Source organism: Pelovirga sp. C15f (assembly GCF_057178085.1).
In genome coordinates this window covers 694,738-721,469 of sequence record NZ_JBXUCV010000002.1, presented here as the reverse complement: position 1 = coordinate 721,469, position 26,732 = coordinate 694,738, and the positions used below count along the sequence as shown (strand labels likewise).

At 54.7% G+C, this 26,732-nt stretch carries 28 protein-coding genes; 25 read left to right on the top strand and 3 right to left on the bottom strand.

Annotation, left to right across the window (positions count from 1 at the left end; all coding sequences use genetic code 11):
- The first annotated feature begins 163 nt into the window (after positions 1-163).
- The 16 genes from AC1931_RS08540 (at position 164) to AC1931_RS08465 (ending at position 14,145) form a co-directional block, all read left to right on the top strand.
- The gene (locus AC1931_RS08540; RefSeq protein WP_483876828.1) at positions 164-1,720 is read left to right on the top strand and encodes an ATP-binding protein; all 1,557 of its coding nucleotides are present in this window, start codon (positions 164-166) and stop codon (positions 1,718-1,720) included.
- Positions 1,721-1,999: 279 nt separating this feature from the next.
- Entirely contained in the window at positions 2,000-2,338 is a 339-nt protein-coding gene (locus AC1931_RS08535; protein WP_483876827.1) for a P-II family nitrogen regulator, read from the top strand.
- Between the two features lie 58 nt (positions 2,339-2,396).
- Positions 2,397-3,716: an ammonium transporter gene (locus AC1931_RS08530; protein ID WP_483876826.1), complete on the top strand. Its 1,320-nt coding sequence runs from the start codon at positions 2,397-2,399 to the stop codon at positions 3,714-3,716.
- A 106-nt stretch (positions 3,717-3,822) separates the two neighbouring features.
- Positions 3,823-4,386: an ANTAR domain-containing response regulator gene (locus AC1931_RS08525; protein ID WP_483876825.1), complete on the top strand. Its 564-nt coding sequence runs from the start codon at positions 3,823-3,825 to the stop codon at positions 4,384-4,386.
- A gap of 34 nt (positions 4,387-4,420) precedes the next feature.
- Entirely contained in the window at positions 4,421-5,191 is a 771-nt protein-coding gene (locus AC1931_RS08520; RefSeq protein ID WP_483876824.1) for an NAD(+)--dinitrogen-reductase ADP-D-ribosyltransferase, read from the top strand.
- Complete coding sequence (gene draG / locus AC1931_RS08515) at positions 5,188-6,093, top strand: ADP-ribosyl-[dinitrogen reductase] hydrolase (protein WP_483876823.1); 906 nt, start codon at positions 5,188-5,190, stop codon at positions 6,091-6,093. The genes AC1931_RS08520 and draG overlap by 4 nt, the downstream gene beginning before the upstream one ends.
- A gap of 28 nt (positions 6,094-6,121) precedes the next feature.
- A complete protein-coding gene (locus AC1931_RS08510) occupies positions 6,122-6,364 on the top strand; it encodes a hypothetical protein (protein WP_483876822.1) in 243 nt (80 codons plus the stop codon).
- Between the two features lie 4 nt (positions 6,365-6,368).
- Positions 6,369-6,662: a hypothetical protein gene (locus AC1931_RS08505; RefSeq protein WP_483876821.1), complete on the top strand. Its 294-nt coding sequence runs from the start codon at positions 6,369-6,371 to the stop codon at positions 6,660-6,662.
- Entirely contained in the window at positions 6,662-7,111 is a 450-nt protein-coding gene (locus AC1931_RS08500; RefSeq protein ID WP_483876820.1) for an FKBP-type peptidyl-prolyl cis-trans isomerase, read from the top strand. The genes AC1931_RS08505 and AC1931_RS08500 overlap by 1 nt, the downstream gene beginning before the upstream one ends.
- A 504-nt stretch (positions 7,112-7,615) precedes the next feature.
- Positions 7,616-8,479 carry a nitrogenase iron protein gene (gene nifH, locus AC1931_RS08495; protein WP_483876935.1) on the top strand — a complete coding sequence of 288 codons (864 nt, stop codon included), beginning with the start codon at positions 7,616-7,618 and terminating at the stop codon, positions 8,477-8,479.
- Positions 8,480-8,512: 33 nt separating this feature from the next.
- Entirely contained in the window at positions 8,513-9,958 is a 1,446-nt protein-coding gene (gene nifD, locus AC1931_RS08490) for a nitrogenase molybdenum-iron protein alpha chain (protein ID WP_483876819.1), read from the top strand.
- Positions 9,959-10,117: 159 nt separating this feature from the next.
- Positions 10,118-11,584: a nitrogenase molybdenum-iron protein subunit beta gene (nifK, locus tag AC1931_RS08485; RefSeq protein ID WP_483876818.1), complete on the top strand. Its 1,467-nt coding sequence runs from the start codon at positions 10,118-10,120 to the stop codon at positions 11,582-11,584.
- A gap of 201 nt (positions 11,585-11,785) precedes the next feature.
- A complete protein-coding gene (gene nifX / locus AC1931_RS08480; protein ID WP_483876817.1) occupies positions 11,786-12,202 on the top strand; it encodes a nitrogen fixation protein NifX in 417 nt (138 codons plus the stop codon).
- Between the two features lie 71 nt (positions 12,203-12,273).
- Positions 12,274-12,543, top strand: coding sequence for a ferredoxin III, nif-specific (fdxB, locus tag AC1931_RS08475; RefSeq protein ID WP_483876816.1), 270 nt, complete (start codon positions 12,274-12,276; stop codon positions 12,541-12,543).
- A gap of 39 nt (positions 12,544-12,582) precedes the next feature.
- Complete coding sequence (locus tag AC1931_RS08470) at positions 12,583-12,966, top strand: NifB/NifX family molybdenum-iron cluster-binding protein (RefSeq protein WP_483876815.1); 384 nt, start codon at positions 12,583-12,585, stop codon at positions 12,964-12,966.
- A 288-nt stretch (positions 12,967-13,254) separates the two neighbouring features.
- Entirely contained in the window at positions 13,255-14,145 is an 891-nt protein-coding gene (locus tag AC1931_RS08465) for a radical SAM protein (protein WP_483876814.1), read from the top strand.
- A gap of 71 nt (positions 14,146-14,216) precedes the next feature.
- On the opposite strand, the gene AC1931_RS08460 is transcribed toward AC1931_RS08465, so the two are convergent.
- From AC1931_RS08460 to nifE, 3 genes are read right to left on the bottom strand one after another with little or no spacing between them, the layout of a single operon-like run.
- On the bottom strand, positions 14,217-15,203 hold the full coding sequence (locus AC1931_RS08460) for a nitrogen fixation protein NifQ (RefSeq protein WP_483876813.1): 987 nt from the start codon (positions 15,201-15,203) through the stop codon (positions 14,217-14,219).
- Positions 15,190-16,506, bottom strand: a complete 1,317-nt coding sequence (gene nifN, locus AC1931_RS08455) for a nitrogenase iron-molybdenum cofactor biosynthesis protein NifN (protein ID WP_483876812.1) — start codon at positions 16,504-16,506, stop codon at positions 15,190-15,192. Before nifN ends, AC1931_RS08460 begins: the two co-directional genes overlap by 14 nt.
- Positions 16,494-17,846 (bottom strand): nitrogenase iron-molybdenum cofactor biosynthesis protein NifE, encoded by a 1,353-nt coding sequence (gene nifE, locus AC1931_RS08450; RefSeq protein WP_483876811.1) that lies wholly within the window; start codon positions 17,844-17,846, stop codon positions 16,494-16,496. The genes nifN and nifE overlap by 13 nt, the downstream gene beginning before the upstream one ends.
- Before the next feature lie 422 nt (positions 17,847-18,268).
- Here nifE and nifV point away from each other — a divergent pair, with 422 nt between their 5' ends.
- From nifV to AC1931_RS08405, 9 genes are all read left to right on the top strand, one after another.
- Positions 18,269-19,387 carry a homocitrate synthase gene (gene nifV / locus AC1931_RS08445; RefSeq protein ID WP_483876810.1) on the top strand — a complete coding sequence of 373 codons (1,119 nt, stop codon included), beginning with the start codon at positions 18,269-18,271 and terminating at the stop codon, positions 19,385-19,387.
- 7 nt (positions 19,388-19,394) lie between these two features.
- Positions 19,395-20,201: a GNAT family N-acetyltransferase gene (locus AC1931_RS08440; RefSeq protein WP_483876809.1), complete on the top strand. Its 807-nt coding sequence runs from the start codon at positions 19,395-19,397 to the stop codon at positions 20,199-20,201.
- 142 nt (positions 20,202-20,343) lie between these two features.
- Positions 20,344-21,081, top strand: a complete 738-nt coding sequence (gene modA / locus AC1931_RS08435; protein WP_483876808.1) for a molybdate ABC transporter substrate-binding protein — start codon at positions 20,344-20,346, stop codon at positions 21,079-21,081.
- 33 nt (positions 21,082-21,114) lie between these two features.
- The gene (gene modB / locus AC1931_RS08430) at positions 21,115-21,804 is read left to right on the top strand and encodes a molybdate ABC transporter permease subunit (protein ID WP_483876807.1); all 690 of its coding nucleotides are present in this window, start codon (positions 21,115-21,117) and stop codon (positions 21,802-21,804) included.
- The gene (gene modC, locus AC1931_RS08425) at positions 21,801-22,856 is read left to right on the top strand and encodes a molybdenum ABC transporter ATP-binding protein (protein WP_483876806.1); all 1,056 of its coding nucleotides are present in this window, start codon (positions 21,801-21,803) and stop codon (positions 22,854-22,856) included. Before modB ends, modC begins: the two co-directional genes overlap by 4 nt.
- Positions 22,857-23,100: 244 nt before the next feature.
- Positions 23,101-24,213, top strand: a complete 1,113-nt coding sequence (locus AC1931_RS08420) for an iron ABC transporter substrate-binding protein (RefSeq protein ID WP_483876805.1) — start codon at positions 23,101-23,103, stop codon at positions 24,211-24,213.
- Positions 24,213-25,289: a FecCD family ABC transporter permease gene (locus AC1931_RS08415; RefSeq protein WP_483876804.1), complete on the top strand. Its 1,077-nt coding sequence runs from the start codon at positions 24,213-24,215 to the stop codon at positions 25,287-25,289. The genes AC1931_RS08420 and AC1931_RS08415 overlap by 1 nt, the downstream gene beginning before the upstream one ends.
- Positions 25,286-26,038, top strand: coding sequence for an ABC transporter ATP-binding protein (locus AC1931_RS08410; protein ID WP_483876803.1), 753 nt, complete (start codon positions 25,286-25,288; stop codon positions 26,036-26,038). Before AC1931_RS08415 ends, AC1931_RS08410 begins: the two co-directional genes overlap by 4 nt.
- A 155-nt stretch (positions 26,039-26,193) precedes the next feature.
- Positions 26,194-26,727 (top strand): YeeE/YedE thiosulfate transporter family protein, encoded by a 534-nt coding sequence (locus AC1931_RS08405; RefSeq protein ID WP_483876802.1) that lies wholly within the window; start codon positions 26,194-26,196, stop codon positions 26,725-26,727.
- Positions 26,728-26,732 lie beyond the last annotated feature (5 nt).

Below are 26,732 nucleotides of genomic sequence, written 5' to 3'. Positions count from 1 at the left end.
CCAGAAAGATCTCGTCTGGTCGTAGTGCAATGTCCATTATAGTCATCCTGCATGCAGGTTGGAAATGCATAGCTTACCCACAAAAGGGAACCATCCTTTAGGTTGGCACTGTCTGTGCTAGTTCTTCTCTCCAAGAACAATACCAAGAAAGGGAAAACCACCCATGTTTCACCAGAACCAGCTATTATTCCGCGCCCTGCTCGACATCGGCAAAGAACTCGCCGCCATCACCGACATCGATCCGTTGCTGCAACGGATTCTGCAGGTATCTCAAGAGGTTTTCACCTTTGACAATGCGATCATCCGCCTTCTTAACCCTGAAACAGACACCCTCGAAACAGCCGCCAGCTATGGCTACAGCGAGGAGGCCGTCGCCCGCCCCATCGGCCTCGGCCAGGGGGTTATGGGCAAGGCCGCCAAGTTCGGGCGTCCGTATCTGATTAATAATATTGCACCGGAAGACGACTACATTCCCGGTATCGACGCCGCGCGTTCGGAAATGGCCGTTCCCCTCATCGCCCGCGACAAGGTGATCGGGGTCTTTAACGTCGAAAGCTGCCAGCCGGAGGCCTTTACCGCCCAGGACTGCGATACCCTCGCCATCCTTGCCGGGCAGGCAGCGATTGCCATCGACAATGCTCATCTGTACCGCGACCTGTGTCAGGTGTCGCGGGAAAAAGAGCAGCTCCACCACCTCAATGAACAGATCCTGACCAGCATCAGTATCGGCCTGTACACGGTTGACCGGCATCTGCGCATTACCTCATGGAACCGCAGTATGGCCCGCATGAGCGGCATCAGCAGTGCAGCAGCCAGCGGCAAGTCGTTGCTTGAGCTGTTTCCAAACCTGGAAGAAGAGGGGATCTCCGAGCGCTTGCGAGAAGTGTTAAGGAGCGGCGAAGCCCAGCAGTTACGGATTGTTCACCGTGGCCAGAGTGGCCAGAACCGTCTGCAGAATCGTTTTTTATCACCCCTGAAAGACGACAGCGAAACCGTTGGTGCCGTGATTGCCGTGGAGGACATCACTGAATTCGAGCAACTTCTGGCGCAGACCATTCAATCGGAAAAACTTGCTGAAGTGGGACGCATGAGCGCCGGCATCGCCCATGAAATCAACAATCCCTTAGCGGTTATCAGTTATGCCTGCCAGATCCTGCAGGAAACCGAACCCGCTGCGGATCAGGGACGTGAGCTGCTCGAACGTATCGCCCTGGAGGTGGAGCGACTGTCCCAGCTGACCTCGGAACTGCTGACGTATTCCGGACAGCAGGAGGATCGCCGTGCCCCGACCGATCTCAACCAGACCATCGCTGACGTGCTGACCCTGCTGACCTATGAAATCAAAAAACATCAGGTTCACATCAGCAAGGACTTTCACAAGCTGCCGTTGCCTGATGTTGACGCCAACAAGTTTAAACAGATTTTCATCAACCTGATACTCAACGCGATCCAGGCGATGGAGCCCAAGGGAACACTCCGGATCAGCACCCGCTGTACGCCGGAACATGTGCTGATCCACATCGCCGATACCGGTCCCGGTATTCCTGATCACCTCAAAGAGCAGATATTTGAGCCCTTTTTCACCAATCGCAAGGACGGCACCGGCACCGGCCTGGGGCTCTATCTGTGTCGTAAAATCATTACGACGTACCAGGGCAGTTTGACAGTGGCTGACAACCCGGAAGGCGGCACCTGTTTCACCTTACAGCTGCCGGTCTGAGTGCACTTTTTTTGTCCACCCCACCCGCTGATTGCTCAAAAAGAAGGCATATCCTCCCTTTTCCTGCAGGTGATCAAAGGACAAACAGTCACTTGCAGCAGTTGGCACAAACCATGCTAAACAACAAGGTTGTCCGTCATCAAGCAGCGTCCTGATCCGGATACAACCGCCACGAGGGCATGACAACCTGAAAACCATCGAGCAAAGGCGCTCTGCACCCACATCGTTGGGTTCATTGCGCCTTTTATATTTTAACACCGACAAGAAAGAGGTCAGCTGATGAAAAAAGTGGAATGCATTATCAAACCGTTCAAGCTTGAAGACGTCAAGAGCGCTATCTGCGAACTTGGCATCACCGGCATGACCGTGAGTGAGGTACGCGGCTTTGGCCGCCAGAAAGGACATACCGAACTCTATCGTGGAGCCGAATACCAGGTTGATTTCATCCCGAAAATCAAACTTGAACTGGTCACCAGCGATGAACGGGTCAGTGAACTGGTCGAGGCAATCAAGACAACTGCAGGGACCGGACGCATCGGCGACGGCAAGATTTTCGTCAGTAACATTGAGCAGTCAATCCGCATCCGTACCGGTGAAACCGGCGAAGAGTCCCTTTAATCTTTGGTATTTAACCGACATAAAACACACCCAATTTCCCTGAAAAGGAGACACGAGAATGAAAAAACAACTGATATTGCTTGCCGGTCTGGTTCTACTGCCAAGCCTGGCCCTTGCTGAAGAGACGGTAATTACCGAAGTCGCCTATATCCTCAACAGCTTCTCCTTTCTGATCAGTGGTGTACTGGTCATGTGGATGGCAGCCGGTTTTGCTATGCTCGAGGCCGGACTGGTACGCTCAAAGAACGTTGCAACCATCTGTCTGAAAAACATCTCCCTGTACTCCATTGCCGGCATTCTCTACTACCTGATCGGTTACAACCTGATGTACTCGGGTGTCGATGGCGGCTTCATGGGCAGCTTCGGGCTCTGGGGAGCGGATGACGCTGCTGCTCTGGGTGGTGATTATTCGGGCGGATACTCCGCCGGCTCCGACTGGTTCTTCCAGATGGTTTTCGTTGCCACTGCCGCTTCGGTCGTTTCCGGTACCGTTGCCGAACGCATCAAACTCTGGCCTTTCTTAGGTTTTGTCGTTGTTCTGACCGCCATCATCTACCCGATCCAGGGTGCCTGGAGCTGGGGTGGCGGCTGGCTGAGTGAGATGGGCTTCTCCGACTATGCCGGTTCAACCATCGTTCACTCGGTTGGTGGCTGGGCGGCTCTGACCGGTGCCATTATTCTCGGAGCACGGTCCGGAAAATTCGGCAAAGACGGCCGGGTCACCCCCCTGCCCGGCTCGAATATGCCCCTGGCTACCCTGGGTACCTTCATCCTGTGGATGGGCTGGTTCGGTTTCAATGGCGGTTCGGTTCTGGCCCTGGGCTCTGCCGACGCCGTGGTCGAGATGTCCAATGTTTACCTGAACACCAACCTGGGTGCTGCCGGTGGTATCGTTGCCGCCATGATCATGCTGCAGCTGATCTATAAAAAGGTCGATCTGTCCATGGCCCTCAACGGTGCCCTCGCCGGTCTGGTATCGATTACTGCAGAGCCTGCTTCCCCATCCCCCGGCATGGCCGTGATTATCGGTGCCATTGGTGGTATTCTGGTGGTGCTGGCCATCCCACTGTTCGACAAACTCAAGATTGACGATGTCGTTGGTGCCCTTTCAGTCCACCTGGTCTGCGGCATCTGGGGAACTCTGGCAGTACCACTGACCAATTCCGATGCCAGTTTTGTGGTACAGCTTGTTGGTGTTATCGCCGTTGGCGCCTTTGTCATGATCACCAGTGCCCTGGTCTGGCTGGCGTTGAAATACAGCGTTGGCATCCGCGTCAGCAAAGAGGTCGAAATGAGCGGCTGCGATGCATCCGAACTCGGCATGGAAGCCTACCCGGATTTCCGCGGTGGTTCCTCCACCGGCATGTCGTCCTACTAACCACTGACGAATAGTGATTTGAATAAACGCATCAACGCCTAAACCATCACCCGGACGTGCTGAAGCCCAAGTGGTAACAGCACGTCCGGCGACGTAAGGAACCCTCATGAAAAAGGCCTTGATCGCTGATGACGAACCCCTGATCCGCAGGCAGGTCGCCGATACCTTGAGCGACTATGGTTTTGATGAGCTGTTTGAAGCGGCCGACGGTTCCCAGGCGGTTGCCCTGGCATCAGCCCACCAGCCCCTGTTGATCGTCATGGATGTTACCATGCCGGTCATGGACGGCATCACCGCTGCGGCCACCATCAACCAGAACCCCACCGGCGCCCTGGTGCTGCTGACCGGCACCACTGATCATGATACGGTTTCAAGGGCCATTGAGGCCGGGGTCCATCACTACCTGATGAAACCGTTCCGCGCCGATCAACTGAAAATCACCGTCGACATGGCTATCCATCAGTTTATCCAGCTGTCCAATCTGCGTGACGAGGTTGCCGCCCTCAAGGAAAGCCTGGAGACCCGCAAGCTGGTCGACCGCGCCAAAGCCCTGCTGATCAAAAACGGAATGACGGAACCTCAGGCCCATCGCAAGATCCAGAAGCTGGCCATGGATAAACGTAAAAGCATCAGCCAGGTTGCTGAAGCGATCCTGCTGACGGAGGGATGATCTGAGCGGGCAGTGCAGCAGCCATATCGGTGCCATGAACCTGAGTAATCTGCCCCCCTGGTCGATTGCGTCGCACCATTACAACGAAAATCCTCAACGGATTCAGATCCAGGGAACCCAATGCCTTAATAAGCTGCTGCCCCGCCTCGACGGGATATCCGACCTGCAGGTGTGCGGGACTCTGTTTCACGATTTTATGGATGTCACCTTCCAACTTCATCAATGGCAACGGGAAGATTCACCAAACAGCCGTAAAAGCCTCAAAAACAGTTACTTGCGATTTTTACGCGGCTGGCTCTTTGACAGCAATTCCATCGAAGGAGCGGTCCTTAAAGGATGGGTGGAATCACGTCTGGGATTGTTGCCGACGTTTCACCGCATCACCATCGACGGTATTCAATCGGAAGGCTATTTTCTTTATCTGGTCGATCGCATGCGCGGCTCAGCCAGAACCAGCGCGATTCTTTCGCAACTGGATCTGCTCTATGAGTACGTTCAGTACCTGCTTCACCGCAATGCCCAGGCAACCCACCGAACCCTCTATCGCGGCATCAATGAACTGGAAGATCACGTCATTCTTAAAAAGGACGGCAACCTGTGCCTGATGCGACTGAACAATCTGAATTCTTTTACCGCTGATTTTGAACGGGCCTGGGAGTTTGGTTCGCGGGTGCTGCAGGCAGAAATTCCCTTAACCAAAATCTTTTTTCTTTCCGGGGTGCTGCCGAAATCCCTGTTCAAGGGAGAAGATGAATATCTGGTCATCGGCGGTGATTACAACGTCAAGGTCCTGATCGGCGGATGAGCAACAACGAGCGACAGATGATTCTCTCACGTGCGCGCGGGGCATTTCTCGGCCTGGCCCTGGGCGACGCTCTGGGTGCAACTACCGAGTTCATGATCCCGACCGAGATCCAAAGAACGTATCAGATCCACAACCGTATTATCGGCGGCGGCTGGCTCGGGATTAAAGCAGGTCAGGTTACCGACGATACGGAAATGTCCCTGGCCCTGGCGCAGGCCGTGGTCGACGCCGGCGACTGGAATCTCCAGCAGATTGCCGATTATTTTGTCGCCTGGATGCGCTCCAAGCCCATCGACATCGGGGCCACGGTACGCAAGGGGATTCGCACCTATCTGCACACGGGCATCCTGGAAATGTCTTTCAATGAATGGGATGCCGGTAATGGTGCAGCGATGCGCATGTGTCCGGTAGCGCTGGTCAGTTACGGCAGCAGCGAACTGCTGAAGCGCTACACCCTTGAACAGGCGCATCTGACTCATCACCATCCGCTGTCGGATGCCGGCTGCCTGTGTATCGGCTCCATGCTTCATGTCGCCATGGCCGGCGGTGATCGCTTTGCCCTGCACAAACTGACCCGGCAACTGGTGAAACAACATCCGAATTTTCGTTTTAATGACTATAACGGCCAGGCATCAGGTTATATCGTCGATACCTTACGCACCGTTTTTCATTTTCTGTTTACCACCGCCGATTTTGAAGAATGTCTGGTTGGTGTGGTTAACCAGGGGGGGGACGCGGACACCACCGGTGCCATCGCCGGCATGATCGCCGGGGCCCTTTATGGCGAAGAGAGCCTGCCGGGGCACTGGCTGAAAAAACTCAATCGAACCGTGTATTCCGACATTGAGCAACTGACCTCTCAGCTGCTGGCTCTGGCACCGGCATTTAGGCCGGCAAGCTGATCCCGTTGATGTCACCAAAGGAGAAAAGATGATGACCATGAGCAAACAGATACCCCTGGACGTCGCTGCGAGAAAAACCCATTCCACCACCCTGAACCTGCTGATGCACATCAAGCGCGGGCTGCTTCCCGCGACCGAGGAGCAGGGTCAGTGGTTTATCAACGAAAAAGACCTGGAAACTTTTATTGCCGAGAGCCGCAAGGCCGAGCCCGGCGAACTCGGTATTCATTCCGGCTGCGGTAAAGGGTGCGGCGGCTGCGCCGAGGCATAACCCCATGAATCTTTCCATCAATCCATCAGATTTATTCTATCGCTACCGGCACAAGAAAGAGACCAGGGATCTGCCGAAATTCCAAGGCAAGCCGGATCCTCAACCTTTTGATCGCGACGATCTCTACGAGGTCTTGCCGATGCTCGAAGCGGTCATGAATGAAATTGGCAGCGCCGATGGGCACGTGCTGGAAAAAATCGAGGAAATGATGCTGCTGCAGATGCCCGGCTTTATCAGGACACGAGAACAGGTCTTTGATTTTCTCGTCGATTTTGCCAGGCAGCGGGGGATGCAATAATGACAACGACTAACAGAAACAAAATAGCAGCGGTTGGCAGCAGGGTCACGGTCCATTATATCGGCACCCTCGATCATGGTGCCATCTTTGACAACCGTGACGGCGATGACCCTTTGACCTTTGTGGTCGGTGACGGGACGGTGTTTCCCGCCCTGGAGCAGGAAATCTGCGGCATGCACTGTGGCCAGACCAGAAGCATCCTGATCACGGCGGAACAAGCTTACGGCCCGCGCAAAAACGAGAACCTGCTCAAGGTCGATCGGTCACAATTTCCTCCAGATAAAGCACCGGAACCCGGCAAGCTTCTGACCATCACCTTTAGCGACGGCGAGCAACGGATCATGCGGGTGATGACCAGCAACGTCAGGGATGTCGTTCTCGATGCCAATCATCCTCTGGCCGGGCATGATCTGACTTTTGCCCTGACCCTGGTTGCTGTTGAAGACTGACAACGGCCCAGGCAGCCTGCCCAGAAAACAGGCAATGAATCGACACCGACGCCCAATTTCTAAGCACAGACAACAGCAGCAAACAGTTTAAAGCTGAATAAAAAAAAACAACATAAAAGTCTCGCTGAAATATTAGCAGGTTAACCAGATTACAAGGATCTTGGCACATCCTGTGCTTATAGCTTAAACATTAATACGTCAGACCGCTACATTGCAGTAGCGTACAACTGATCGGTAAAGAAGCCCGAAGGAATCCACATTACGTGGTCATCCATTCGGGCTTTTTTTATTTTCTACAACAGCAGCTGCAATTGACTGCTCCCTGTTTCAACCGCACGTCATCGTCGACCGCACTACCTGGCTTTCACTTATTATTCCGGCTATCCCGGCACTACAGTCACATCAACGAAGATGCCGCCAAGCTGTTTTTTGTCCGGAAGGCCAACCACCGTAACGACGAACCATCGTCAACACTAAGGAGAAACAATCATGGCTGAAAAAAAGATGAGACAAATCGCAATCTACGGCAAAGGCGGCATCGGCAAATCCACTACCACCCAGAATACGGTTGCCGGGCTCGCCCAGTTGGGGAAAAAAGTACTGATCATCGGTTGTGATCCGAAGGCCGACTCCACCCGCCTGATCCTCCATGCCAAAGCCCAGGAAACGGTAATGGACAAGGTCCGGGAACTCGGCACCGTCGAGGACCTGGAGCTTGAGGATGTTCTCAGGGTCGGCTATGGCGGCATCAAGTGCGTTGAGTCAGGCGGTCCTGAACCCGGTGTCGGCTGTGCCGGCCGCGGCGTTATTACCGCGATCAATTTCTGTGAAGAAGAAGGTGCTTACACCCCCGATCTGGACTTCGTTTTTTATGATGTTCTCGGTGACGTCGTCTGCGGCGGCTTTGCCATGCCGATCCGTGAGAACAAAGCCCAGGAAATCTACATCGTCGTCTCCGGCGAGATGATGGCCATGTACGCTGCCAACAACATCGCCAAAGGCATTGTCAAGTACGCCTCTTCCGGCAGCGTCCGGCTTGCCGGCCTGATCTGTAACAGCCGCAACACTGACCGTGAAGCGGATCTGATCGAAGCCCTGGCAAAGCGGCTGGGAACCCAGATGATTCACTTCGTGCCGCGCGACAATCAGGTGCAACGCGCCGAATTACGTCGCATGACCGTTATTGAGTATTCTCCGGAGCATCCCCAGGCGCAGGAATATCGTGAACTGGCTCGCAAAATCGATGAAAACACAATGTTCGTTGTTCCGACTCCGATCGAAATCGAAGAACTGGAAGAATTGCTGATGGAGTTCGGCATTATGGAAGCGGACGATGAGACGGTTGTCGGCGTGGCGGAAAACGCCTAGTTTTTGCAGACATCTTCATAATAAGGAGCTGATATGGCTGATACAATAAAAACAATTGACGGCATTTCCACCGAGACCACGGAAGGATTGATCGAAGAAACTCTCGCGGCCATGCCGGAAAAAGCTCGAAAAAAACGCGCCCCGCATCTGGGCGCCAATGAGCCGACCTCGGCTACCTGTGCGGTAAAATCCAACAAAAAAGTGGTTCCCGGCATTATGAGTCAGCGCGGCTGCGCCTATGCAGGAGCCAAGGGGGTGGTCTGGGGACCCATCCGTGACATGGTGCATGTCTCCCACGGGCCGATCGGCTGCGGCGTCTACAGCTGGGGGACCCGGCGCAATCTGATGGAGGGAATTCCGGGAGTGACCTCCTTCCCTCTGGATTTCACCTCCGACTTCCAGGAAAAAGATATCGTTTACGGCGGTGACAAGAAGCTCGAAACCCTGTTGCGCGAAGCAGACGAACTGTTCCCGCTGAACAAAGGACTGTCGGTGCTTTCTGAGTGCCCGGTCGGACTGATTGGTGATGATATCAATGCCGTCACCAAAAAAATGGAACAAGAGCTGGGCAAGTTTGTCGTTCCCTGCAACTGTGAGGGTTTCCGTGGCGTCAGCCAATCCCTCGGCCATCACATCTCCAATGATTCGATCCGTGATCATGTCATCGGCAAGCGCGAATTTGCCGAACCTGCCGGCCCCTATGATATAGCTCTGATCGGTGACTACAACATCGGTGGCGATGTCTGGGCCGCCAAGCCGATCCTTGAAGAGATCGGCCTCAACGTCAAGAGTGTCTGGACCGGTGATGGAGAAATCGAAAAAATTGCCGCCACCTATCAGGTCAAACTCAACCTGATCCATTGCTACCGTTCCATGAACTACATGTGCAAGGTGATGGAAGAAAAATGGGGAATCCCCTGGCTGGAATACAATTTCTTCGGACCGACCAAGATCGAAAAAAGTCTGCGCGACATTGCCGAGTTCTTTGACGATACCATCAAGGCCAATGTCGAAAAAGTCATCGAAAAATACCGCCTGCAAATGCAGGAGGTTATCGACGAGTATCGACCCCGCCTCGAAGGAAAAACCGCCATGCTTTTTGTCGGCGGCTTAAGACCACGTCATACCATCGGTGCCTACGAAGACCTGGGTATTCAGATTACCGGCGCCGGCTACGAGTTCGCCCATCAGGACGACTATGACCGCACCAGTCCGGAGATGGCCAAAGGCACCATCATCTATGATGATGTCTCGGAATTTGAACTGGAAAAATTTGTCGAGAAAATGAAGCCCGACCTGGTCGGCAGCGGGATCAAGGAAAAATACGTGTTCCAGAAGGCCGGCATCCCCTTCCGTCAGATGCACAGCTGGGATTATTCCGGCCCGTATCACGGCTACGAAGGATTTAAAATCTTCGCCCGCGATATCGACATGGCGATCAACTCGCCGACCTGGAGTCTGGTGAAAGCACCTTTTTAACGATGACTGCCACACCGGCACCCTTGATCGGAATGTTTGAACGCAGCGGGGAACTGTTTGAGCCAATTGGCGAGTTTTGCCCGCAAGAGAAAATATTCCGATCAAGGGTGCCGACACAAATAAACCAGGCAAATTTCGACACTACTTAGGAGATAGACGATGAGTACCACAACCGACGTCAAGCCGATGACCGAACATTCGGCAGAAGAAATAGAACGGGTTAAAAACTGGATTAACAGTGAAGAATATAAAGAGAGAAACTTTGCCCGCGAGGCCCTGGTGATCAACCCTGCCCATGCCTGCCAACCGCTGGGTGCGCAGATGGTTGCCCATGGATTTGAAGGGTCTCTTCCCTTCATCCACGGTTCGCAAGGCTGCGCTTCCTATTTCCGCAGTACCTTCAGCCGTCACTTTCGTGAACCGGCCAGTGCCACCAGTGATGCCATGACCGAGGACGGTGCGGTTTTCGGTGGCCAGAACAACCTGTTTGAAGGACTGGAAAACGCCTACGCCCTCTATAAACCCGCGATCATACCGGTTTTCACCACCTGTATGCCCGAAGTTATCGGTGATGACCTCACTGCCTTTATCACCAATGCCAAAAACAAGGGGCATATTCCGAAAGAGCTGCCGACCCCCTATGCCAACACTCCAAGTTTTAACGGCACGCATATCCACGGTTATGACAGCATGCTCAAAGCGATGCTGGAATATCTGACCGAGGGTAAAAAGACCGAGGCGGGCGATAACGGCACCCTTAACCTGATTCCCGGCTTTGACGGCAACACCGGCAACCTGCGCGAATACAAAAAATACCTTGAAGCCATGGATATCCCCTACACCATGCTCGCAGATATTTCCGATGTCTTTGATTCGGTCTGCGATGGCACCTACCGCATGTACAGTGGCGGCACACCCCTTGATGCGGCGGCAGATTCTATCAACGCCAAAGCGACCCTTTCACTGATGAAATATTCAACCTTAAACACCATGAAAACGGTCGAAGAAAACTTTAAGGGTGTCACGAAAACCCTTCCGCTGCCCATGGGCATCCGCAAGACCGATGAATTTCTGATGGCCCTCAGCGAACTGTTCGATAAGCCGATCCCGGCTGAACTCAAAGCGGAACGCGGCCGTGCTGTCGACGCCATGACCGATGCCCATCAGTATATCCACGGCAAAAAGTTCGCCGTAGCCGGGGACCCTGATTACCTCTTCGGCATCGTTTCATTCCTGCTGGAGATGGGAGCTGTTCCGTACCACATCCTCTGCTCCCGCTCGAACAAAAAATTCAAAAAAGAGATGGAGGCCCTGCTCGCTACCTCACCTCTTTACGGCGCCCAGGGAACCGTTTATGTCAACAAAGACCTGTGGCACATGCGCAGTCTGTGCATGACCGATCCGGTTGACGCTATCATCGGTGACACCCACGCCAAGTGGGTCGCCCGTGACGCTAAAATCCCCCTGTTCCGGGTTGGTTTCCCGATCATGGACCGGGTCAATCTTCATCGCAGTCCGGTCGTCGGTTACCAGGGCACCGTCAATCTGTTGACCATGATCGTCAACAAGTTCCTCGATACGGTTGATGAGACCTGTGAGGATCAGTGGTTCGAGATGATGCGCTAAAGGATAATGTCGCCTCACACAAAGCCACGAAGACACCAAGACTGAATTGCCACCTTCTCCCCCAGGAGAAGGTGCAGGCGAAAGAGTGGTGCTCTACATGGGTTAGGGGATGACAAACTATTACAAAAGCCCTGGTGTGTCGATCTTTGTGGCTTCGTGTCTTGAGTGAGCACAGCGAACGAGTGTGAGATTGGTTTTCCTATGATCCGCATCAGACGTTTCGACATCATCGACTCCAGCAGAGAGCGAGGTCTGCACATGAATGTTGCATTTGCCAGTACCGACAAGGTTCATATCGATGAACATTTCGGCCGTGCGGAAGAATTCATTATCTGGAAGGTAGGACCGGACACAGCAAGTTTCAACGGCATTGTCCAGGTCAGCACTTCCGGAGAGGATGAAGCCGACCGCATCGAGTCCCGCTGTGCCGGCCTGGCCGACTGTGCCCTGGTCTATGTCGCGGAGATCGGTGGTCCGGCTGCGGCACGCCTGGTTGCCAAGAAGATTCATCCGATCAAAAGCAAAACCAAAGCGCCGATCAGCGACACCATCGAAAAACTCCAGGAAGTGCTGCGCGGCAGCCCACCACCCTGGCTGCGTAAGGCCATGCTCAAATAACAAGCAGGCAAGGGCGTGATTCATCACGCCCTTGCCTTAAATAGTTCATCATTTATAACAAAGGAGACATCATGACATTCATTACTGGAATTACCAAAGGGGGTGCAACCTGGACCCCAACTTTTGTCGAAGGGATCGATCATGAAAAATGTATTGGTTGCGGTCGCTGCTACAAGGCCTGTTCGCGCAAGGTACTGGCACCGCTGGACATTGAAGATGAAGAGAATTACACAACGCGCATGGTGATGGATGTCGTTGCAGAAGACAACTGTATCGGCTGTGCCGCCTGTGGCGTCGCCTGTCCGAAGAAATGTTTCAGTTTTGCCCCGATGGCGGCTTAGCAGGAACTTAAACCCTCCGCTGCAAAAGGAGAGCATCTGATGCGTATTGCCGTCACATCCAAATCAGGAACCGAGGTTGACCAGCACTTTGGTCACGCCCGGCGCTTTCTGATATACGACTACCGCAGTCACAACCCGGAACAGATTGGTGAGGTTGAAGTCGAAAAATACTGTTCCTTTGACCCGGATCATCCCTTTCGTCATCGCCAGTTCGACGCTATCGTTGAGGCGATCAAAGACTGCAAAGCGGTGGTTACCGCTCAGATTGGCGAACTGCCCAGGATGGAGCTGGAAAAAGTCGGGATCCGTCCGGTAATTGCTTCGGGGCCGATTCTCGAGGCGCTGAAACTGGCTCATGACAGTGTCTGTGGCGGCCAGTGCAAAGGCAACATGCAGCAGACGCAGGCTTGCCCGCATCTGTGACCTTAGTGGGTTGGACCATTTTAAAGCAGCACCTAAGACAATGTGCTTACATTATCGGCAGTTTCACTCTATCACCGGACCGAAATCGGCTGATTACCTCCGTCGGATAGTTGGCACGCAATATGCTAAACAGGTAATATAACAATCCGATAAACAAGGGATACGTTGATGTAACCCTTTCACCCAAGGCACAGTCGCCCCGAAACTCTTACTGAGTTTTCGGGGCTTTTTTATCTCGGGCCAGGCAACGGCGCTTTCCCTTCCCTGATTTCATATAAGGAGACACCCATGGCGACCGGTTGCCCAATGATGACTGCTACAAAGATTTCCGATCATCCCTGTTTCGGCGGCGATCACAGTAAAGCTGGACGTATCCACCTGCCGGTAGCCCCCGGCTGTAATATCAAATGCGGCTTCTGTGAGCGTCGCTTTGACTGTGTCAATGAAAGCCGTCCCGGCGTCACCAGTCGAGTACTGACACCGGAACAGTCGCTGGAGCGCGTGCGCCTGGTCAAAAGACATATGGAAATGAAGGGTGGCGCCGAACTCAAAGTTGTCGGTATTGCCGGCCCCGGCGACCCCTTGGACAATCCCAAAACCTTTATCGCGTTTGATCTGGTCCGCAAGGAATTCCCGCAGATGAAGTTGTGCCTGTCAACCAATGGCCTGCTGTTGCCGCAGTCGGTTGATAAAATCATTGCCGCCGGGGTGACCAGCCTGACCATTACCATCAATGCCCTCACTCCCGAAACCGGCGCCAGGGTCTATGAATGGGTACGGCATCAGGGCAAAAAGCTCAGGGGCGAAGAAGGTGCAGCCATCCTGTTGCATAATCAGCTGGAAGGGTTGCGGCTGGCAACCGCGGCCGGCCTGATCGTCAAGATCAATCATGTCTATATTCCCGCCGTCAATGACCACGAAACCCTCGATCTGGCGATCAAGGTTCGCGAACTGGGAGCGCAGATGATGAACATCACCCCGGTTATTCCCGTCGGCAGGTTCAGGGACGTTGTCCCGCCGACGACGCTGACCATGGACATGGTGCGCAACCAGGCCGAGCTCATCCTCTCACAAGCGCGTCACTGCAAACAGTGCCGTGCCGATGCCGCCGGGGTCGTTGGACAGGATATTGATCTGGAGGTACTGGAGGGCAGAAGGACGGCAACGCTGGCCAACTGAGGTCAGGGCGGGGAAACCCCGCCCCTACTCTCTACTTATGAATTTCCAGGGCGGGGTTTCCCCGCCCCTACTTATGAGAAACACAATTCATACTCACTACAGTCCCCACACACCGGGCTCTTGCATAAAGTCCCCCCCCGTTGTTCACAGATCTGCTTATAAAAAAAACGCTTCCAGCGCATTCCCTGATGATTGGCGGCAAACAGTGCCGGCAGATGCCGTTTGATCGCGGCGCCAAGTTCCGCCCGATCGAACAGCCCCATGGCCACCCAGAGATGGCCGGACCTGGCCGCACGGGCGGCGAGGATGTGGGCCAGCAGCGTGCCGGACAACGTATTTACGGGCCCTTGCGGATTTTGGATAAAGCCCCGTAATAGGTTGACCAAGTCAGGATCAATACTGACTGTCGATGATCCGTTTGACTCCTCAATGTCGATGTCCGGAAAGTAATTTCGCCACAGGCTGATGAACTCCTGTGATGTCAAACCGACGACAATTTCCGGGGGGCATTCCTCCTGCTCCAAGACTACCTGCAGACAGGCGAGCAGATGACGATCGGCCATAAAGATATCCGGGGGGCAGGAACTGTCCATCAGCCGGCGATAGCGTGGATGGGCACTAGAGACTCTGGGTCCGCCATGCTGCCGGTGCAACGCCAAACGACTGGCGACCGGTTCTCCTTGACGCCCGATACTGACAACTGCCGCCCGCAACGCCGCGACCGCCAGATCCGCGCAATAAAGACGATCAGCAGGCAGCCCGCCCAGCCGCTCGGCCACGACTTCCCTTTCGATCTGGAGAATCTCATTGATGGTTGATGCTTCTGCAAGTTCGGCCGCCGCCACGCAGGCCGCAATCGTATAGCCGCAACCGAAGGCCTTGAACCTGACAGATTCAATCTTCTGCCGGTCAACTTTGATAAAAAACCGGGCAGCAATGTGCGAACCACGTTCGCCCTCCCCCAGGCCAATCTCACCGATGCCGTCGGCTGCGGCCAAGTGTCCGACATAATCGGAATTATTGGCATAGCGCAGAATCTGTTCGCTATATCCGTTCATTACTGCTCCCATGATGCCGGTGCCGGGTGCTCGCGTTGGCAACCTCGCAAATGAAATAGGTTCCCCCTTCGTAGAGGCAATCATACACCAGCTGATTGCCAAGTTGCTCCCAGTTGGGAAAACCGCGCAGCACCATCCCCTTACCCAGGCGATCGGCCAAGGCCTCTACATGGGTACCGCCGATAATCAGATCATAGTCTGCGGCCAGGTCCTCGGCATCCCCCAGATCCCCGACCAGCACCCGTTCAGCCCCAAGGCTATCGAGCGCGGGAGAATCGGTGGCAGCAATGGCAAGAGCGATTCGCCCTCCAGCTTCACCGATAACAGCGGCAAGCGCGGCAAGATGATCCGGTTCGCCGGTCAGGGCAAAACGGGTTTTACCCAGGGCGAAATGACCGTCGAGCAGGGTATCGCGCAGCCGGTCTCGCCAGCGCCCGACCTGCTGTGGTGGCGCATGAAAACCGGTTTCGTCGAGTAGCACCTTGATCAGTTCATCGGTAGCGCTTAAACCCGCCAGATGAGGAAAATGATGATGGCGCATCTGCGGATTTTTCTTCTGCAGTTCTGCTGCGCAGGGCTTCATTGATGTTCCGACACTCACCACAAGTCCGGCTGACGCCAGATCGCGAATCTGTTCGACACGGATGCCGCCGCTGGAAAGGGCCGCCTGTTTCTCCCCCAGATGACCATCCAGGGAACTCGACAGGTCAGGCAGCGTCACGACATTGAAACCGAAGGCGGCAATCAGATCAGCGATCTTTTCCACCTCAATGGGCGTCAGACTGACATGAGGGAGCAGCACCAGCTGATTATCGTCAATGCTATCGGCAGGATTCGTCAGCTGCCTGATCATGGCACTGCAAGCCGCTGCCCACCCCTGCTCCAGCCCCCCCTCGTAATCGGGGGTATTGACATAGACCAGCGGCACCTCCATCCGTTTGGCGATACCACTGACATCATCTCCCTTGGTTTCGGTCAGACCGGTAGTATAAAGCCCGATCAACTCCGGTGTGACCTTGTTGCCGATGTTTTTCACCGATTCACTGATGCTGTAGTCACCGCCATCGAGAATCGCGGTAACATCGGTCACGGCAGTGGTCTGCAGGGCAATGGGTTCGGCAAAATGACGGGTGTAAAACACCTTGGTAAAACTGGCGCACCCCTGGCCGCCGTGCATTAGCGGCATGCACCGGTGAACCCCGAGAAACGCCAGGGTCGCCCCCATCGGTGCCGATAATTTGAAGGGATTCACCTGCAACGACCTGGTTGATTTGTATCTGGTCCGTGTTTTCAGCTGTTCCATGGTGCCCTCCGTCCGGCCAGTTCAAACACCGGGCTTTCCAGCGCATGCTTGAGGTCTTCAGCGAGATTGAGCAGTCCCGCATAAGCACCATAGCTGATTTTTTTCTCCTGATTGACGTCGATAAAGGCGATCCCTTTTTTGATTGCCGTATAGAGGGAGCGCCCTCCGGCCAGGAGGATATGAGCGCCCTGTTCATCGATAATTTTTGCCTGTTCGGCAACGGGATTCATCATCAGCACCCCATCAGCCCCAAGATACTCCCGCGCCTTGGCGCGATCATCTTCCGTGGCCTTGCGCACCGCAGTCGCTACCACCTCGATGCCCAGATCCTGAAGGGCGGCGGCGATCGACCAGGTTTTATTGCCGCCGGTGTTGAGCACCGCTTTTTTGCCGGCAAAGATCTCGCGATATGGAGCAAGTTTTTTCTCCAGCGCCGCTTCCTCCCGTGCCACCAGCTTGCGCGTCCGGTCCAGCAGATCAGCATCACCAAAAGCCGCAGCAATCGCCAATAGCCCGGCAGAGGTCTCTCGTTTCCCGTAAAAGGACAGGGAGATCCAGGGAATACCATACCTTTCTTCCATCTTGCGGGTGATGGAGACCAGCGATTTGGCACAGACAATCACATTGAGTTTGGCCCGATGGGCAGTGCGGATCGCGGCAATGCGACCATCCCCGCTCAAAGTGGAGAGAACGCGGATCCCTAGTTCTTCGAGCAGGTGCGCGTATTGCCACATATCACCGGTAACGTTGTATTCGCCGATCAGATTGATATCGAAGGGGGTAGTAACTTCCGGCTCCAGCGTGCCGATCAGATGATTCAACACCGCTTCGCCACCTAAACGACTGCCGAGGTTCTTGCTACCGACAAAGCCGGGGGCATGCACCGGCACACAGGGGATGTTATGGCGCTGCACCGCCTCGCGACAGGCCTTGTCGATATCATCACCGATCAGGGCGGTAACACAGGTAGCATAGACAAACAAGGCCTGGGGATGGTAGCGGGCAATGGTCTGATCAATAGCCGCCGCAAGCTTTTCCTCACCTCCGAAGACCACATCATTAAGGCTGGTGTCGGTGGTCAGACCGACCTGGGTCAGATCGGTTCCCGGCCAGCTGGTCGGGGTGGCGCGGGTTTCCCAGCTGGAACCAAGGCAGGTAATGGGGCCGTGAACCAGGTGAGCGGCGTCGGCGAATGGGAACAAGGCGATCTGTGCGCCTTCAAAGGCACAGCCGCCCGTCGTCGCACCGGGAGTAGGTGCATTACATGCTGATTTTTTAGTCTGATTGTGCTCGCAGGCGCTTTCAACGAGCAGTTCTCTGATGTTGGGTTTGGTAGCCACGACAGCTCCTTGAATGAGGGTTCAAGTCGCCCCGCCGCACCGTTGAGAGGGGAGGAATTATTTTGGTGTTGTCCGGCGGCAATGCCGAAATTCAATCCATTAATCGTTTGCAAGACACTTGCCAAAACCAGCGGTTGGCTCTGCGCCGAGTGACTTCCTTTTTGAGAGCCGTCAAAAAGGATTAAAGCCGTAAAACCGGGGACACAATACCAATTATGAAATAATAGGTTTTGTGTCCCCGGTTTTAGTGTCTGCCCATTTTTTCAACACCCTGCCTCAAGAATCAGCAGATTTTCTGCAACGGATAGCAGCTTTACCCCGTGTTTTTCTATTGCCCTGCAAGGCATAGTATTTGCTAAGGATATAGATTCAGGATTGAATAGCGACAACGGCGTCCCTAACCACGAGATGGAGTTACGCCTATGTCCAGCAAAAAAGTCCACATTTCCGACACCACCCTGCGCGACGGGGAACAGACCGCCGGCATCGTCTTCAGCAACACCGAAAAAATCGCCATCGCCACAATGCTCGACCGAATCGGGGTCAGCGAACTGGAGTGCGGCATCCCGGCCATGGGCAAGAGTGAACAGCGCACCATCAAAAAACTCGTCGACCTGAATCTGAGCGCGCGCCTGATGTCATGGAACCGTGCCCTGATTTCCGATATTCAGGCATCAATAAACTGCGGTATCAAGGCGGTCGATCTCTCCATCTCGGTTTCCGACATCCACATCCGTCACAAACTACGTTCCAGTCGTGAACAGGTCAAAGAACAACTGAAAGTTGCCATCAGCTTCGCCAAGCAGCATCAGCTCTATGTCTGCGTCGGTGCTGAGGATGCCGGACGCGCCGATACGACCTTTCTCCTTGAGTTGTTGGCTATTACCGAAGATCTTGGTGCCGATCGTTTCCGCTTCTGTGACACCCTGGGCTTGCTCGACCCGTTCACAACCTATGACAAGGTCAGCACCCTGGCGCGTCACAGTTCCATCGACCTGGAAGTCCACACCCACAACGACCTGGGGATGGCGACTGCCAATGCGATTGCCGGCGTCAGAGCAGGAGCGACCTTTGTCAGTACCACCGTCAACGGTATCGGCGAGCGGGCCGGCAATGCGGCTCTGGAGGAAGTGGTGATGGCACTCAAATTGGCCTGTATGATTGATCCACAGATTCTTACGACAGACCTGGCCGAAATTTCCCGCTATGTGGCTACTGCCAGCGGCCGACCGGTAGCACCCTGGAAGGCTGTTGTCGGTGAAAAGGTCTTTTCCCACGAATCAGGTCTGCATGCTGATGGTGTCTTGAAGCATCCGTCCACCTATGAGGGGTTTGATCCGGCGGAGGTCGGTTTAAAGCGCCACATTGTCGTCGGCAAACATTCCGGCCGCAGTGGTTTAAAACAGCGCCTGCATGAACTGCAACTGGAGCAGCCGCAGATCGACCTGAATAAATTATTGCAGCGCGTCCGTTCCCTTGCCGGCCGCCGCAAACGCGCCTTGCTTGACCATGAACTGATCGAGCTGTGTCGCGCCGGTTAACTTGTCGATGATCCTTCAACCCTTATCAACTGCCGATTGGAGCCTTTTTTTGCGCCTTGCCGGCGGCGAAGGCTGGCTTGTCCCGACCAAAGAGCAACTGCTGTTTCAACATCAGTGGCGCCCTTTTTTTCTCGCTTTGCGTCATTGCGGAAAAACCTGCGGCTTCATTTCTGCCGTCAGTTACCGCCATAGCGGTTGGATCGGCAATCTGCTCATCGACCCTGAATTGCGCGGACAAGGTTACGGGAAGCACCTGCTCGCAGAGGCGTTAAAGATTCTGAAGCAATCTCCATTACAACGAATCTGGCTCACTGCTTCGAGGCAGGGGCTGCCCCTGTATCAACGTTATGGATTCGCGCAGGCCGATACGGTGACTCGCTGGAGGGTTAGCGGTCAAGGCAGGGGTCAACGCCTTTCCGCCGAGGCGACGCTGGAATGTCTGACTGCTATTGAACAGGACAGCTGGGGGGAAGATCGCCGGGATTTACTCAGAGCGATCGCAGCAGACAGCTTCCTGCTACAACAACCAAATGCTCTTGCGATGGTACAAACCGGAATTGATTTATGGCAACTCGGCCCCTGGTCTACCGCGAAGGCAGACCCGCGCAGCGCACGCCTGCTCCTTGATGCAGCAGTGGCCGCAACCCCGTCAGACAAGAACCTGTTTGTCGATATCCTGGATTCTGCCGGTCTTGAACTGCTTTTGCGCCAACGCGGTTTTGCCCGGCAGGGACAGAACAAGCTGATGTATCAGGGGATGCCGCCCCGCATGCACGGGGTAATGGCCCTGGCCAGCTTCGGCAGTATCGGCTGATAATCATTTTCTTGACGATCGTTATTTAACTTTAGTACATAGCACTAACGCTGGCCACTATGCCAGGGTGTGATCGATGAAAGTCAGCGGTGGTGACCCCTGAGTCGGTCAATAATCCGGCCTTGCGGAAAAGGACATTTTTATGCGTTTACTTCTGACGCCATTGCTGCTCTGTCTAGCTCTGACTACGCCCCTAATGGCTGCCGAGGTTCGGCTATCCGTGGCGGCAAGCATGACCGACGCGACAAAAGAGCTCATTGCCACCTACCAGGAAAAGGCTAATGGGGTTTTGTTACTACCCAATTTCGCTTCTTCAGGTTCCCTTGCCAAACAGATCGAGCAGGGTGCGCCGGCAGACATCTTCATTTCCGCTAATTCCAGGTGGATGAGCCATCTGGTAGAGCAGAAACACATTTCGTCTGAAGAAGTCCGAACCTTCGCCTACAACAGCCTGGTCTTTGTCGGCAAGAAAGGACTTGATATTTCATCTCTTGACGATGTTGCTAAACTTCAACGCATCGCCATCGGCAGTCCCAGAAGTGTCCCGGCTGGGCAGTATACCGAAGAGGCCCTGACGACAGCGGGGCTATATGAACAAATGGCATCTAAACTGGTAATGGCCAAGGATGTGCGCCAGGCGCTGATCTATGCCGACCGCGGGGAGGTAGACGGGGCATTTGTATACAAGACCGATGCTCTGCTGGCACAAGAGGCGGTTATATTGCTGGAGGTGCCGCCAGCGCTTTACCACAGGGTGACTTATCCCATCGGACTGACCGATGTCGGCGCGACAAAGCCCGAGGCGGTTGCCTTCTTTGAATTTCTCAAGACCGGCGAGGCCTCTGACATCCTGACGAGATATGGCTTCGACATTCGCTGAGAGACTCCAACTCAATCAAGGTACGATATCGACATGCTTGATTTTACCCCTACCGATTGGCAAGCGATCGTCCTCTCCGCACGGGTGGCCATAACCGCCACTATACTCTCGCTTCCGTTCGGCTTGATCGCCGCCTATCTCCTGGTTTTCACTCGCTTGCCCGCCAAAGCCCTGTTTGACGGAATCATCAATCTACCATTGGTATTGCCGCCGGTAGTTGTTGGCTATCTGCTTCTGATATCACTGGGGAACCGGAGTTGGCTCGGTGGACTGCTGGCGGACTGGGGCATCCACATCATCTTCACCTGGAAGGCCGCCGTCCTCGCTTCGATGGTGGTCGGCTTTCCGCTGCTGGTACGTTCCCTGCGCATCGGCATGGAGGGGATCGACGAAAAGTTGATTCATGCCTCCCGCACTCTTGGGGCCCGCTGGTATGACACCCTCTTCTCGGTCATTCTGCCCCTGTCGACCCGTGCCCTCATTGCCGGCGCCTCCCTAATGTTCGCCCGCAGCCTTGGCGAGTTCGGTGCGACCATTATTATTGCCGGCAACATCCCCGGGGTCACCCAGACCATTCCGCTGGCTATTTATGACTACACCAGCACTCCCGGTGGCGACAGCATGGCGTTGGGGCTTTGCCTGGTCTCCATTGTTCTGGCACTGACGGTGCTGATTTTTAACGAGAAACTTGTCAAACGCTTCAATCGGGGGGGGGAACGATGAGGCTTGAGGTCTGCGTCAACAAAAAACTGGGGGATTTCAATTTCACTTCAGAATTCCTGGTGGAAGGAAGTCGCATTGGTGTCTTCGGTCCCTCGGGTAGTGGCAAATCCACGCTCATGAACTTGCTTTCCGGGCTGCTTAAACCCGACGCCGGCATCATTCGTCTTAACAATGAGACTCTCTTTGACAAAATCTCCGGGATCAATAAAACACCGGAAAAACGCCGCATCGGCGTAGTCTTCCAACACGCCCACCTCTTTCCCCATATGAGTGTTCGGCGCAACCTGCTTTACGGCTACAAACGCATTTCCCGCCAGGAACGCAGAATCGACCCTGCAGATTTAATCGACGTGCTGGGCCTCGGTCTGCTGACGGATCGGGACGTGAACAGCCTCTCCGGGGGAGAGCGCCAGCGCGTTGCGCTGGGACGTACCCTGCTCTCCTGCCCGCGGTTGATTCTGCTGGACGAGCCACTCACCGGTCTCGACGAGGGACTCAAATTTCAGATCATCCCCTTCCTGCAAAAGGTCTTCACGCAATTCGACATCCCTCACATATATATCAGCCATTCACTCAACGAGATGAGATTGATGACCGATCTGGTACTTAAATTCGACCAGGGGAGTCTGCAGGCTCAAACCTCGGCTGACGAGCTGGCCTTGCGCGGGATGGGCACAAGCCCCGTCGGTTACATCAATCTGCTGGAACTGCGCGATCCGCATCATCATGACGGTCTCTATTCCTATCGTTGGGGCGAACAGGATATATATCTGACCGCTGGAGGCCATGAACCCCTGGGTATGTTCGAGCTTTCGTCCAAGGACATCACCCTGTTCAAACGTCATCCCGAAGCCACCAGTGCCCGCAACATGCTTCAGTGCCGGGTAAAAAGAATTTTCGAGGTCGGCAGCCGCTTCGGCGTGGAGCTCGACTGTCATGGGCAGCAGCTGGTGTCCCAGGTCGTGGGCGACGCTATCCGTGATCTGGGACTTGAAGCTGATAGTGAAATTATCGCCGTGATCAAAGCATCGGCTTTTCGCAGACTTTACTGACCTATCCTGACGGCGATTGCTCCGAGCCATGCCGGAGATACTCGGGAGCAGGTGCTGGCATGATGATCAGGGTACGGCAAGGATGGTGGTTCAGATTTGTGGAAACCATATCCAATGACGAAGACTGACCCCCGACTTTTCTGTGATATGGCAACCGGAAGGAAGCGGTTGACGCTTGCCTGCAGAAATGCTACTGAATCAGTAGCACGAAAACTGAATTCGTACTACCAAAAGAAGGCTTTCCATGCGGAACCTCGTCGCGCTGCTGATTTTTCTGCTGGGGCTGTCATCTCCGATGCTTGCAGCCACGCCAACTCGTTCTGTAACGGATATCCTGGAACGGACGGTTCAGATTCCGGACCAGGTCGACCGGGTCATCTGTTCCGGATCCGGGTGCCTGCGCCTGCTGGTCTACCTGCAAGGTCAGGATCGGGTCGTCGCTGTCGACAGCGCTGAAAAGGGAGGACTGCCTTTTGCTGTTGATGCACGCCCTTACGCCTTAACCCAACCTCAACTTAGCGATCTTCCGCTCTTTGGCGAATTCCGCGGTCATGACAATCCCGAGCTGATTGCAGCACTCGATCCTCAGCCCCAGGTCATTTTCAAGGTCAATGCCCCGCGCGATGGCGGCGTCGACAGCTTACAAACGAAAACCGGCATCCCGGTTGTTGCCCTGGGCTACGGCAATCTGACCGACGGACGCGAAGAACTGAACCGGACCCTGCACATCATGGGGCAGGTATTGGGACTGGAGCAACGTGCCGACGAGGTGATCAGCTTTTTTGACTCACTGCAAGCCGATCTGGAGCAGCGTGTTGCCGGCATCGCCGGCAACAATCGCCCGACGACCTACGTAGGGGGGCTGGTCATGCGCGGCGGCCACGGCTTTGCCTCCACAGAACCGTCCTATGCTCCCTTCACATTTTTAAACGCCGGCAACGTTGCCCGGGAGCTTGGTTCAGGCGAATCCAACTTCTCTCACGCAACCGTTGCCAAAGAACAACTGCTGCTGTGGGATCCGGACGTCATTTTTCTGGATATTGCCAGCACCCGCCTGCCCGCCAGCGCCAACGGGCTGGAACAGTTACGTACCGATGCTGTTTATCAGGCCATGACCGCTGTGCGGTCCGGACGTGTTTATGGGGTTTTTCCCTACAACTACTACAACACCAATTTTGAATCGGTTTTTGCCAACAGCTATTATATTGGAAGTATCCTCTACCCGGAGCACTTTGCCGATATCGACCCTCTCGTTAAGTCCGAAGAAATCAGTACCTTTCTCAATGGTGGCCCGGCCTTTAAACGCATCAACGAAGGCTTCAATAACATCGGCTTCAGCCGGATCCCCCTGCAGTAATGATGTCACACTTTGATCACGGCCGGATTCCTGCTGCATACACCCGTTATACCGCTCGCAAGCTGCTGTTCCTGGCACTGTTAGCCGTGCTGACTCTGCTCATGCTGATGCTGGCCATCTCTCTCGGTGCCGTCCGAATCCCCATCTGGGAGGCGGTTCTGGCCTTGCTTAACCTTGGCGACGATCCCAGGTCCGCTATTATTGTCCGTCATATCCGCCTGCCCCACGCCCTCGCTGCAATCCTTGCCGGTGCCGGACTGGCTGCGGCCGGAGCGGCCATGCAGTCGATCCTGCGTAATCCCCTGGGCTCCCCTTTTACCCTGGGTATCTCGCAGGCCGGTGCTTTTGGTGCGGCCTTTTCAGTGATGATCTTCGGCAGTGGCGCCATGCAAAGCACCCAGGCCGGCGCTATCAGTATCATCAACCCCTACCTGACGACATTTTCTGCCTTTGCTGCCTGCCTGGTGGCGTCACTGGTGATCATCGCTATCGCCCGCCTGCGCGGCGCCACGCCGGAAGTAATGATTCTCAGCGGTGTTGCCCTGGGGTCATTGTTTACCGCCGGTACCATGCTGCTGCAGTATTTTGCCGACGATGTGCAGCTGGCGGCCATGGTCTTCTGGACCTTTGGCGACGTGGGCCGGGCCGGCTGGTCGGAGGTTGTTTTCATGGTGGTGGTGGTCACCGTCTCATTGGTTTTTTTCATCCTCAACCGTTGGAACTACAATGCTATCGACGCTGGTGACGAAACCGCCAAAGGATTGGGAGTGCGGGTCGAACTGGTACGTATGACCGGGATGCTGGCGGCATCGCTGGTTACCGCTGTTATTGTCTCATTCCTCGGCATTATCGGTTTTGTCGGTCTGGTCTGCCCCCATATTGTCAGGCGGATCATTGGCGATGACCACCGCTTTCTGCTGCCGGCATCGGCTCTGACTGGCGCTTGCCTGCTTCTGGCCGCAGATACCGCAGCGCGTTTACTGCTTGCTCCGCAGATGCTGCCGGTGTCAATCCTGACCGCCTTTTTAGGTGCTCCTGCCTTCCTCTATCTGTTGATCCGGGCAAAGAATCGATGACCCTTGACATCCGCGATATCCGCATCGGTTACGCTGGTCGCATGGTTCTGCATGGCCTGGGTTTTCAGGTCGACCAGGGACAGATTCTGACCATTATCGGGCCCAATGGCGTCGGGAAAACCACCTTGCTGCGCTGTATCAATGCCATGCTCAAACCTGACACCGGGGTGGTACTCATCGAAAATGCCGATGTTTTCAGAATGCGTGCCGGTGAGATTGCCAAACGTATGAGTTACGTTGCCCAGCGCAATGATGCCGGTCGCATGACCGCTTTTGACGCGGTCCTGCTGGGGCGCATACCCCACCTGCGCTGGCGCGTCGGTGATGATGACCTGCGCAAGGTTGATGCCGCCCTCAACCAGCTTGATCTTTCCCATCTGGCCTTGCGCCATATCAATGAAATGAGCGGCGGCGAACTACAGAAAGTCTGTATTGCACGGGCCCTGGTACAGGAACCCTCCGTGCTGCTCCTCGATGAGCCCACCAGTAGTCTGGATCTGAAAAACCAGCTCGAAATTCTCCATACCATCCGGCATATCGTCCGCGAACATCAACTTACCGCGGTCATGACCATGCATGATCTGAACATGGCGATGCGCTTTTCCGACGCTCTTTTGTGCCTGAAAGAGGGCAATATCTTCTTCTGCGGCAACTGCGACGACTTGACTGCCGATATCGTTCAGCATGTCTATGATATCGAAGTCGACATTCTCCGCCATCATGGCAATACCCTGATCATCCCCCGCTAGATTTATCAATCTTAAAAAACCTTGCCATCAGTTGCGATACGTACCAAATGTGTAAAACTGATATCGTAGCGTCAAAAAATATCGCCACCCTCTTGTAGTATTTCACTACTTATTGTATATAGATATTCATATACAATAATAAATAGGAGGTTCTTATGAATATGTCGCTTTTTGCTGCGCGCTGGAATCCTTACCTTGCCGGTGCTCTCACCGGCATCCTGGCTGTCCTCTCGGTCGCGGTCACCACTCTGGTGATCGATAAGAGTATGTATCTGGGCGCCTCAACCACCTTCGTTCGGGTGGCCGGCTATGCTGAGCAGGTTGTCATCCCCGAGAATGTCGATACCAATGAGTATTTGAAGAAGACTTCCCCCAAGGTTGACTGGCAGATGATGGTCGTCGCCGGTATTTTTATCGGGGCACTGATCTCTGCCCGGCTCGGACACTCAGCCAAACTCGAAACTGTCCCGCCCATCTGGAGGGAGCGCTTTGGAACCAGCGCGACACTACGGGGGGGTGGCGCGTTTATCGGCGGCATGATCCTGATGTTCGGCGCTCGCCTGGCCGATGGTTGCCCGAGTGGTCATGGGTTGTCGGGCAACATGCAACTGGCGGTCAGTGGTCTGTTGGCCCTGGTATTCTTCATGGTTGGCGGCATCATCACCGCTCACCTGCTCTACAAGAAATAAGGAGG

Excerpts from the sequence above, each read along its gene's own strand:
- AC1931_RS08530 (WP_483876826.1), top strand. The coding sequence starts at position 2,397 with ATGAAAAAACAACTGATATTGCTTGCCGGTCTGGTTCTACTGCCAAGC.
- AC1931_RS08540 (WP_483876828.1), top strand. The coding sequence starts at position 164 with ATGTTTCACCAGAACCAGCTATTATTCCGCGCCCTGCTCGACATCGGC.
- AC1931_RS08420 (WP_483876805.1), top strand. The coding sequence starts at position 23,101 with ATGCGGAACCTCGTCGCGCTGCTGATTTTTCTGCTGGGGCTGTCATCT.
- nifK (WP_483876818.1), top strand. The coding sequence starts at position 10,118 with ATGAGTACCACAACCGACGTCAAGCCGATGACCGAACATTCGGCAGAA.
- fdxB (WP_483876816.1), top strand. The coding sequence starts at position 12,274 with ATGACATTCATTACTGGAATTACCAAAGGGGGTGCAACCTGGACCCCA.
- AC1931_RS08470 (WP_483876815.1), top strand. The coding sequence starts at position 12,583 with ATGCGTATTGCCGTCACATCCAAATCAGGAACCGAGGTTGACCAGCAC.
- nifN (WP_483876812.1), bottom strand. The coding sequence starts at position 16,506 with ATGGAACAGCTGAAAACACGGACCAGATACAAATCAACCAGGTCGTTG.
- AC1931_RS08410 (WP_483876803.1), top strand. The coding sequence starts at position 25,286 with ATGACCCTTGACATCCGCGATATCCGCATCGGTTACGCTGGTCGCATG.
- AC1931_RS08460 (WP_483876813.1), bottom strand. The coding sequence starts at position 15,203 with ATGAACGGATATAGCGAACAGATTCTGCGCTATGCCAATAATTCCGAT.
- AC1931_RS08440 (WP_483876809.1), top strand. The coding sequence starts at position 19,395 with ATGATCCTTCAACCCTTATCAACTGCCGATTGGAGCCTTTTTTTGCGC.
- modB (WP_483876807.1), top strand. The coding sequence starts at position 21,115 with ATGCTTGATTTTACCCCTACCGATTGGCAAGCGATCGTCCTCTCCGCA.
- modC (WP_483876806.1), top strand. The coding sequence starts at position 21,801 with ATGAGGCTTGAGGTCTGCGTCAACAAAAAACTGGGGGATTTCAATTTC.
- AC1931_RS08525 (WP_483876825.1), top strand. The coding sequence starts at position 3,823 with ATGAAAAAGGCCTTGATCGCTGATGACGAACCCCTGATCCGCAGGCAG.
- nifD (WP_483876819.1), top strand. The coding sequence starts at position 8,513 with ATGGCTGATACAATAAAAACAATTGACGGCATTTCCACCGAGACCACG.
- AC1931_RS08535 (WP_483876827.1), top strand. The coding sequence starts at position 2,000 with ATGAAAAAAGTGGAATGCATTATCAAACCGTTCAAGCTTGAAGACGTC.
- AC1931_RS08405 (WP_483876802.1), top strand. The coding sequence starts at position 26,194 with ATGAATATGTCGCTTTTTGCTGCGCGCTGGAATCCTTACCTTGCCGGT.
- AC1931_RS08510 (WP_483876822.1), top strand. The coding sequence starts at position 6,122 with ATGATGACCATGAGCAAACAGATACCCCTGGACGTCGCTGCGAGAAAA.
- AC1931_RS08505 (WP_483876821.1), top strand. The coding sequence starts at position 6,369 with ATGAATCTTTCCATCAATCCATCAGATTTATTCTATCGCTACCGGCAC.
- draG (WP_483876823.1), top strand. The coding sequence starts at position 5,188 with ATGAGCAACAACGAGCGACAGATGATTCTCTCACGTGCGCGCGGGGCA.
- AC1931_RS08520 (WP_483876824.1), top strand. The coding sequence starts at position 4,421 with ATGAACCTGAGTAATCTGCCCCCCTGGTCGATTGCGTCGCACCATTAC.
- nifH (WP_483876935.1), top strand. The coding sequence starts at position 7,616 with ATGAGACAAATCGCAATCTACGGCAAAGGCGGCATCGGCAAATCCACT.
- AC1931_RS08465 (WP_483876814.1), top strand. The coding sequence starts at position 13,255 with ATGGCGACCGGTTGCCCAATGATGACTGCTACAAAGATTTCCGATCAT.
- modA (WP_483876808.1), top strand. The coding sequence starts at position 20,344 with ATGCGTTTACTTCTGACGCCATTGCTGCTCTGTCTAGCTCTGACTACG.
- AC1931_RS08415 (WP_483876804.1), top strand. The coding sequence starts at position 24,213 with ATGATGTCACACTTTGATCACGGCCGGATTCCTGCTGCATACACCCGT.
- AC1931_RS08500 (WP_483876820.1), top strand. The coding sequence starts at position 6,662 with ATGACAACGACTAACAGAAACAAAATAGCAGCGGTTGGCAGCAGGGTC.
- nifX (WP_483876817.1), top strand. The coding sequence starts at position 11,786 with ATGATCCGCATCAGACGTTTCGACATCATCGACTCCAGCAGAGAGCGA.
- nifV (WP_483876810.1), top strand. The coding sequence starts at position 18,269 with ATGTCCAGCAAAAAAGTCCACATTTCCGACACCACCCTGCGCGACGGG.